Below are 6,685 nucleotides of genomic sequence, written 5' to 3'. Positions count from 1 at the left end.
AAGAGCTGACGCAGAGATTCGAAGTTTAGTGGAAGCCATAAACTGTATGGCTCAGTAGCTCAGTTGGTAGAGCAATGGACTGAAAATCCATGTGTCGGCGGTTCGATTCCGTCCTGAGCCACCATTTAATCTAACTATAACCTAACTTTCTATAATATTTGGAGGGGTAGCGAAGTGGCTAAACGCGGCGGACTGTAAATCCGCTCCTTCGGGTTCGGCAGTTCGAATCTGCCCCCCTCCACCATTTAGGGGTATAGTTTAATGGTAAAACGAAGGTCTCCAAAACCTTTGATGTGGGTTCGATTCCTACTACCCCTGCCAATTTAATAAATAATGGCGATTGTGGCGAAGTGGTTAACGCACCTGATTGTGGTTCAGGCATTCGTGGGTTCGATTCCCATCAGTCGCCCCATTTATTTTTAAAATAAATTAATGGGCTATAGCCAAGCGGTAAGGCATCGCACTTTGACTGCGACATGCGTTGGTTCAAATCCAGCTAGCCCAGCCAATTTTACTGCGGGTGTAGTTTAGTGGTAAAACCTCAGCCTTCCAAGCTGATGATGAGGGTTCGATTCCCTTCACCCGCTCCAAATTACTATTTTGGGCCTATAGCTCAGCTGGTTAGAGCGCACGCCTGATAAGCGTGAGGTCGATGGTTCGAGTCCATTTAGGCCCATCATTTAGATTTATTCCGCAGTAGCTCAGTGGTAGAGCTATCGGCTGTTAACCGATCGGTCGTAGGTTCGAGTCCTACCTGCGGAGCCATTTTAATGGGAGTAATACTCGTACAGAATGCTCTTTCATGATTTTCCCATTATAAATATTACGCGCCTTTAGCTCAGCAGGATAGAGCAACAGCCTTCTAAGCTGTGGGTCAGAGGTTCGAATCCTCTAAGGCGCATCATTTGAAAAGTCAACCATAACGGTTGGCTTTTTCTTGTATAAAAACCTATAAAATTTATGTCAGTTTTAAAGAATAGAGTGGCTGACATAGTAATTTTATAGGTGTCATAGATATTAATATTGATTATGAAATGAGCTTTGAAGCGTATACTAAATAAAGGAAGGGTAGAGAGAGAAGGTAGTGTCTTTCTTAATATAGATGTTAATTGAAGAGAGATTAAATGTTATTCTAACAAAAGAAAACTCTTGATTATTTTGTGAAAACAAGCGATAATAGGTACTAAAATTTAACTGAAAATTTTAAATAGTAGGAGTTGTAGGAATGAAGGTCGTAAAGTTTGGGGGTTCTTCTTTAGCATCTGGGGAACAGCTTAAAAAAGTATTACAAATTGTGGTTTCAGATTCAGAAAGAAAGGTAGTTGTCGTCTCTGCTCCGGGGAAACGGCATTCGGCTGATATTAAAGTTACGGATTTATTAATTGAATGTGCGGAAAAGCACTTGGCGAATGAAGATGCTACAAGTGTCTTTGAAGCAATTATTGATAGATATGCAAGTATTGCAAAAGAATTATCGATTTCGAGCGATATTATTGGAACCATTACACAAGACTTAGAGAATTTACTGAATGGGAATAAAAGCAATCAAGAGAGTTATCTAGATGCGGTAAAAGCAAGCGGTGAGGATAATAATGCAAAGTTAGTAGCTGCTTATTTCCAACATAGTGGTATTGACGCACAGTATGTTAGCCCAAAAGAGGCTGGTCTGTTAGTGTCTGATGAACCAGGTAATGCTCAAGTGCTTCCTGAATCATATGAAAATTTATATAAATTACGTGACCGCTCAGGTATTATTATCTTTCCAGGATTTTTTGGGTACAGCAAAAGTGGTGAGGTTTTAACATTCTCAAGAAGTGGTTCGGATATTACGGGCTCCATCTTAGCAAACGGGGTTAAAGCTGATTTATATGAAAACTTTACAGATGTTGATGCCGTTTATTCAGTAAATCCTACTATTGTTCAGAATCCAAAAGAAATTAAGGAGTTAACATATCGAGAAATGCGTGAGCTTTCATATGCAGGATTTTCTGTTTTTCATGATGAAGCACTAATTCCAGCATTCCGTGCCGGTATACCTGTAAATGTAAAGAATACAAATAATCCATCTGCTCCTGGAACAAAAATTGTAAATGAACGTGCAAATTCTAATGGTCCTGTTATTGGTATTGCTAGTGATGAAGGATTCTGTAGTATTTACGTAAGTAAATATTTAATGAATCGAGAAATAGGATTTGGACGTAAACTGCTTCAAATTTTAGAAGATTATGGCTTAACCTATGAACATGTACCATCTGGAATCGATGACATTACGGTCATCTTAAGGCAAAGTCAAATGGATAACGAATTAGAAAAGACGATAACTGACCGTATTATTACAGAATTACATGCAGATGAAGTCATCATTGAACATAATCTTGCACTGATTATGGTCGTTGGTGAAGGAATGCGCCACAATGTAGGTACAACTGCTCGTGCTTCAAATGCGCTTGCTAATGCAGGTGTAAACATTGAAATGATCAATCAAGGTTCTTCAGAGGTAAGCATGATGTTTGGTGTAAAAGAAGCGCAAGAAAAACAAGCAGTCCAAGCTTTATATAATGAATTTTTTGTAGCTATGACGGTTTAATAATTGGAAAAGCAGTAAAAAGCAAAAAGGCACTTGGGTTTACTATCAAGCGCCTTTTTGCTTTCTAATTTGTTGAATAATGGCTTTTACGTTAACATAATTTCAACTTTAGTCTTATTCAGAAATATAGTCAGTCCATTATGATTACTTGAGGACGCATCAATGGAATTTACCCTTTTTCTAATTCTTTGTCCATATTAAACCAAAGTGGCTCATTATCATCGACATCACCATTATAGTTGATGAGAATCTCGTCCCCTGCTTTAATATCTGTGTAAGCATAGAAATCAAATGTATGGTTAGTAAAGTTAATATCGTAAGTTGCATTAGGTGTATACGAATGGTTAAACAGCATGCCATAGCCCAGGAGGATCGCAGTGTGATTTATGCCGTATTCAAACGCGTAATCTTCAAGTAATGTTTTCTCAATGTGTACGTGTTGCTCATTGGGATAAGGAATGACTGGTGCTTCATGTATAAGCTGACCTTTTTTTATATCGTGTGTCGCGAATACCCCTCTATTAAATTCTCCATCACTAAGTGTAGAAGTTTTTACTTCAATCATGTTAGTCACCTACGCATTCTATTATATTAAGTACTTTTTTCACAAGAGCTTGGTGATTAGCCAAGTTGTACTAACTAATTTTACTGCATGATTTGATTTAAATCAAAGTGTTGTTTTGCTCATACATAAAATGGGCAGTAAAACTCCCTACCTTAAGATTGAAGAGGAACAAAGAAGCTAGGGATAAATTGCCCGTAAAGATCTGATAAGTCGCGCTTTATCTTTATGAATAAGTCCTATTTGCAAAAAAGATAGGTAAAACAGAAATAATCTGTTTTACCTATCCTATAGTTCCTCAGATATTTAATAATCTATTTTAATAGATTCATTGGTAGGATTTTAATCTAAAATGGTGATCTTAACTGTTTGACGTCCCCATTGACGTGCCTGTGCACTTGAAGGCATTAGTACATCAATCTTATGTCCAATAATCGCTCCACCAGTATCACCTGCAATCGCAACCCCGTACCCTTCAACCAAAACTTTTGAACCAAGAGGGATTACGCCAGGATCAACAGCAATGAGCTTCATATGTGGATTTTCTTTAATATTATATCCTGAGTAGGTTATATCACTTTTAGTATCTTCGTGACTATATGCTGTTGCAGTTACATACATTTCTTTCCCAGACTTAGATGGTTCAGATTTTTTAGTTGTCTCGGTTATTGTAGATGTAGTATTGTTTTTTTGTGTAGGAGATGATTTAACAGCTGGGACGATTTTTGCTTCTTCTTTTGCTTTTTCAACTTTTGCCTGTTCAGCAGCTTTTGCTTCTTCTTTTGCTCTTTCAACTCTTGCTTGTTCAGCTTCTTTTGCTTTAGCCAGTTCAGCAGCCCGCGCCTTTGCAGCAGCCTCTTCCTTTTGGATTTCAGCCTGAATCGATTTTATTTGCGATTGAACATTTGCTTTTTCTTGTTCTGCAAGATTGATTTCAGTTGCTAGATTTGTATATTTATCTTGCATTGCAATTAATGCATCATTTCTTTTTAAACGGTTTTCATCAAGCGTTGCTCGTTTTCCTTCAAGTTCAGCTTGCTGACTTATAAGAAGTTGCTCTTGTTGGTCGATTTCTTTTTTATCTTCTTCAATTTGCCTTAAATCAGCTTCTTGTTCATCTAATATTTTTTTATCAGCATTTAAAAGTGTAGCAACTGCTCCGATTCGCTCTACGAAATTCCCAATACTATCAGAGTTCACTAGAGTTTCAATAACAATCGTTGTATGATCGCTGTGTTGGAGTGCTACTAATCGTTTTTCCATAATTCCTTCACGCGCATATACCTTGTCTTGAAGCAGTACAATCTCTTCTTTTTTTTGTTGGATAGTTTGCTTGATCTCTTTAATCTTATCTTCTACTTGTGTTAGACTTTGTTGATTTTGAGAGATTTCATTTTCTAATTTTTGTAAATTTTTTCGAATACTGTCTACTTCTTCATGAACAGCTAGCTGCTCTTGTTGTTTTTGAAGAATGGTTTGTTGATTCTGCTCTAGCTGTTCTTCAGCACTTTTTAAAGTGTCTTTAGTAGTTTCTGCGTTTGCCACATATGAAATAGGTAATGATAGTAGTAAGACACCAAGCGTGGCAATTATTCGCTTTAAAGCTCGCATAAAGCAACCCCTTTCTCATCCTTTTAATTATAAGATAGAAAGGGGTGTTCTTAGATTACAATTATGTTAAATATTAGACCATTTTTTACCTATTATCCTATTATTCTACTTAATTCTCTTGCTGCCATTCGTGTAATTTCTTATCCGTTGGTAACAAGAATGCTAGTAGGCCAAGTAAAGGTAGGAAGGAAACGGCGATCATTGTAGGTGTTAATCCGACTAAATCAATCAAAGACCCTAATGCAATGGAGCCAATAGCACCCATTCCGAACGCGAATCCTACTGTTAAACCTGACATTGTACCAATTTTTCCTGGAATAAGCTCCTGTGCATAGACAACAGTTACAGAAAAGCTAGACATTAGAATAACTCCGATAATAGCTAATAAAATTAGGGAAAGAGTAGCTCCAACAAAAGGTAATAATAAAGTGAGCGGTGCTGTTGCAAGTAGAGATAAGATTATGACAGTACGTTTCCCAAACTTATCGGCTAGCGGGCCGCCAAGAAATGTTCCAACTGCACCCATAAGCAAAAAGATAAAAATATAGACCTGCGCTCCTGCGATCGTTAAATGATATTTTTCGATTGCATAAAAGGTAAAGAAGTTTGAAATAGCACTCGAATACCAAGTTCGAGCAAAAATAAGGAAAACAATAACCAATAGCGCATTCCTAATCGATTTAGAAAGTGCTGGATTTTTCATTTTCGCTTTTGGCTGCGGTTTACGAGTTCGTTCAATATACGTTAATCGACGGGAATACCAGTTTGCGATATAAACTAAAAACGCAACGGCAAGTGCTGCGACGATTGTAAACCAGATGGCACCAAATTGACCTAGTGGAACAAGGATTAGGGCGGTAATTAACGGGGCTAGTGCTTGCCCACTGTTACCCCCTACCTGGTAAATGGATTGTGCCAAGCCACGTCGCTTGCCAGCAGCTAAATAGGCTACTCGCGATCCTTCAGGATGAAAAATTGCTGATCCTAATCCAATAAATATAACGGAGAAGAGGATTGTTAAAAAGGAGGGTGCAAATGCTAATCCAAGAATACCAAGCATGCTGCTCGTTAACCCAATTGGAAGGGCGTATGGCATCGGACGCTTATCTGTATAAAATCCAACAACTGGTTGCAACACAGAAGATACTATACTTAATGAGAATGCGATTAGACCAAGTTGCGTAAACGAAAGCCCCATTGATTGTTCTAAAATCGGAAACATCGCTGGTATAACAGCTTGGATACTATCGTTTAACAGGTGACAAAGACCAAGAATAAATAAAATATTGTAAACGGTTCCTGTATCCTTTTGATAGGATCCAGGTTGTTTTGGAATTGAAGCAGTGGACATACTATCCTTCCCCTTTAAATAAAGTAGTTGTTTCGTAACTCAAAATATCCCAATAGTCATATTATTGTCAATTTGAGGGAAAATTTCAAGGGAATAATAAGAATATTAGTGCAATCATGAAGGTAGGACAATGTGAAACAACCCGTTTCTTCAGAGGCATTTTAATCTAAACAATGATTATTCCACTAGTTCAGAATAAGTAATTGTTTTATAAACTTAATACATATGCTTAAAATCAGCCTCAACAAGCGCTCGATAGGAATGATAAGTATCACTACAAATCGTTGAATCTGGTTGGATACCTTTCTTAGCAAAATGAATCAAGGTTTTTCTTTTTATATCAGGGACGACTTCCATTTTTATATAAAGCAGATGTCCCTTTTTGGTTAAGGATAACCCTACTAATACCTTGATTTTGTTTGTTCCACGAACGCTTTTCATTTATGCCTTTCCATATGGACGAATTTCAAAGGACTTTTTTAAAAACTTCTCCCCTCTAATAATTCTTATCTATTTTCTAATCATTTATTAATAATTCTCTAAGTATTTGTTAGTTTTTTGATAGTACATTACA

5 protein-coding genes and 9 tRNA genes are annotated in these 6,685 nt (G+C 37.2%); 10 read left to right on the top strand and 4 right to left on the bottom strand.

Features of this window, described 5'->3' with window-relative positions:
- Window positions 1-48: 48 nt before the first annotated feature.
- The 10 genes from K9V48_RS05370 (at window position 49) to K9V48_RS05325 (ending at window position 2,587) form a co-directional block, all read left to right on the top strand.
- Window positions 49-124: transfer RNA gene (locus K9V48_RS05370), tRNA-Phe, on the top strand.
- A gap of 36 nt (window positions 125-160) precedes the next feature.
- Window positions 161-244 (top strand) — tRNA-Tyr (locus K9V48_RS05365).
- A 3-nt stretch (window positions 245-247) separates the two neighbouring features.
- A tRNA-Trp gene (locus tag K9V48_RS05360) sits at window positions 248-321 on the top strand.
- A 15-nt stretch (window positions 322-336) separates the two neighbouring features.
- Window positions 337-412 (top strand) — tRNA-His (locus K9V48_RS05355).
- 21 nt (window positions 413-433) lie between these two features.
- Window positions 434-508 (top strand) — tRNA-Gln (locus K9V48_RS05350).
- A gap of 8 nt (window positions 509-516) precedes the next feature.
- A tRNA-Gly gene (locus K9V48_RS05345) sits at window positions 517-590 on the top strand.
- 12 nt (window positions 591-602) lie between these two features.
- Window positions 603-676, top strand: a tRNA-Ile gene (locus K9V48_RS05340).
- 14 nt (window positions 677-690) lie between these two features.
- Window positions 691-765, top strand: a tRNA-Asn gene (locus K9V48_RS05335).
- 62 nt (window positions 766-827) lie between these two features.
- Window positions 828-901: transfer RNA gene (locus tag K9V48_RS05330), tRNA-Arg, on the top strand.
- A 324-nt stretch (window positions 902-1,225) separates the two neighbouring features.
- The gene (locus K9V48_RS05325) at window positions 1,226-2,587 is read left to right on the top strand and encodes an aspartate kinase (RefSeq protein ID WP_224137538.1); all 1,362 of its coding nucleotides are present in this window, start codon (window positions 1,226-1,228) and stop codon (window positions 2,585-2,587) included.
- Between the two features lie 169 nt (window positions 2,588-2,756).
- On the opposite strand, the gene K9V48_RS05320 is transcribed toward K9V48_RS05325, so the two are convergent.
- The 4 genes from K9V48_RS05320 to K9V48_RS05305 all read right to left on the bottom strand — a co-directional run bounded on the left by K9V48_RS05320 (window position 2,757) and on the right by K9V48_RS05305 (window position 6,552).
- Entirely contained in the window at window positions 2,757-3,152 is a 396-nt protein-coding gene (locus K9V48_RS05320; protein ID WP_224137537.1) for an SET domain-containing protein, read from the bottom strand.
- Window positions 3,153-3,491: 339 nt separating this feature from the next.
- A complete protein-coding gene (locus K9V48_RS05315; RefSeq protein ID WP_224137536.1) occupies window positions 3,492-4,760 on the bottom strand; it encodes a 3D domain-containing protein in 1,269 nt (422 codons plus the stop codon).
- 109 nt (window positions 4,761-4,869) lie between these two features.
- Window positions 4,870-6,111: an MFS transporter gene (locus tag K9V48_RS05310; protein WP_224137535.1), complete on the bottom strand. Its 1,242-nt coding sequence runs from the start codon at window positions 6,109-6,111 to the stop codon at window positions 4,870-4,872.
- Window positions 6,112-6,327: 216 nt separating this feature from the next.
- Window positions 6,328-6,552: a transposase gene (locus tag K9V48_RS05305; protein WP_224137533.1), complete on the bottom strand. Its 225-nt coding sequence runs from the start codon at window positions 6,550-6,552 to the stop codon at window positions 6,328-6,330.
- Between the last annotated feature and the right edge of the window lie 133 nt (window positions 6,553-6,685).

The sequence above is a fragment of the Metabacillus rhizolycopersici genome (assembly GCF_020075705.1).
The sequence above is the reverse complement of the archived record's forward strand: the minus strand, read 5'-3'. Positions and strand labels throughout refer to the sequence as shown.

Bases quoted from the DNA above. Each gene is read 5' to 3' on its own strand.
- K9V48_RS05320 (WP_224137537.1), bottom strand. From the start codon at position 3,152: ATGATTGAAGTAAAAACTTCTACACTTAGTGATGGAGAATTTAATAGA.
- K9V48_RS05325 (WP_224137538.1), top strand. From the start codon at position 1,226: ATGAAGGTCGTAAAGTTTGGGGGTTCTTCTTTAGCATCTGGGGAACAG.
- K9V48_RS05305 (WP_224137533.1), bottom strand. From the start codon at position 6,552: ATGAAAAGCGTTCGTGGAACAAACAAAATCAAGGTATTAGTAGGGTTA.
- K9V48_RS05315 (WP_224137536.1), bottom strand. From the start codon at position 4,760: ATGCGAGCTTTAAAGCGAATAATTGCCACGCTTGGTGTCTTACTACTA.
- K9V48_RS05310 (WP_224137535.1), bottom strand. From the start codon at position 6,111: ATGTCCACTGCTTCAATTCCAAAACAACCTGGATCCTATCAAAAGGAT.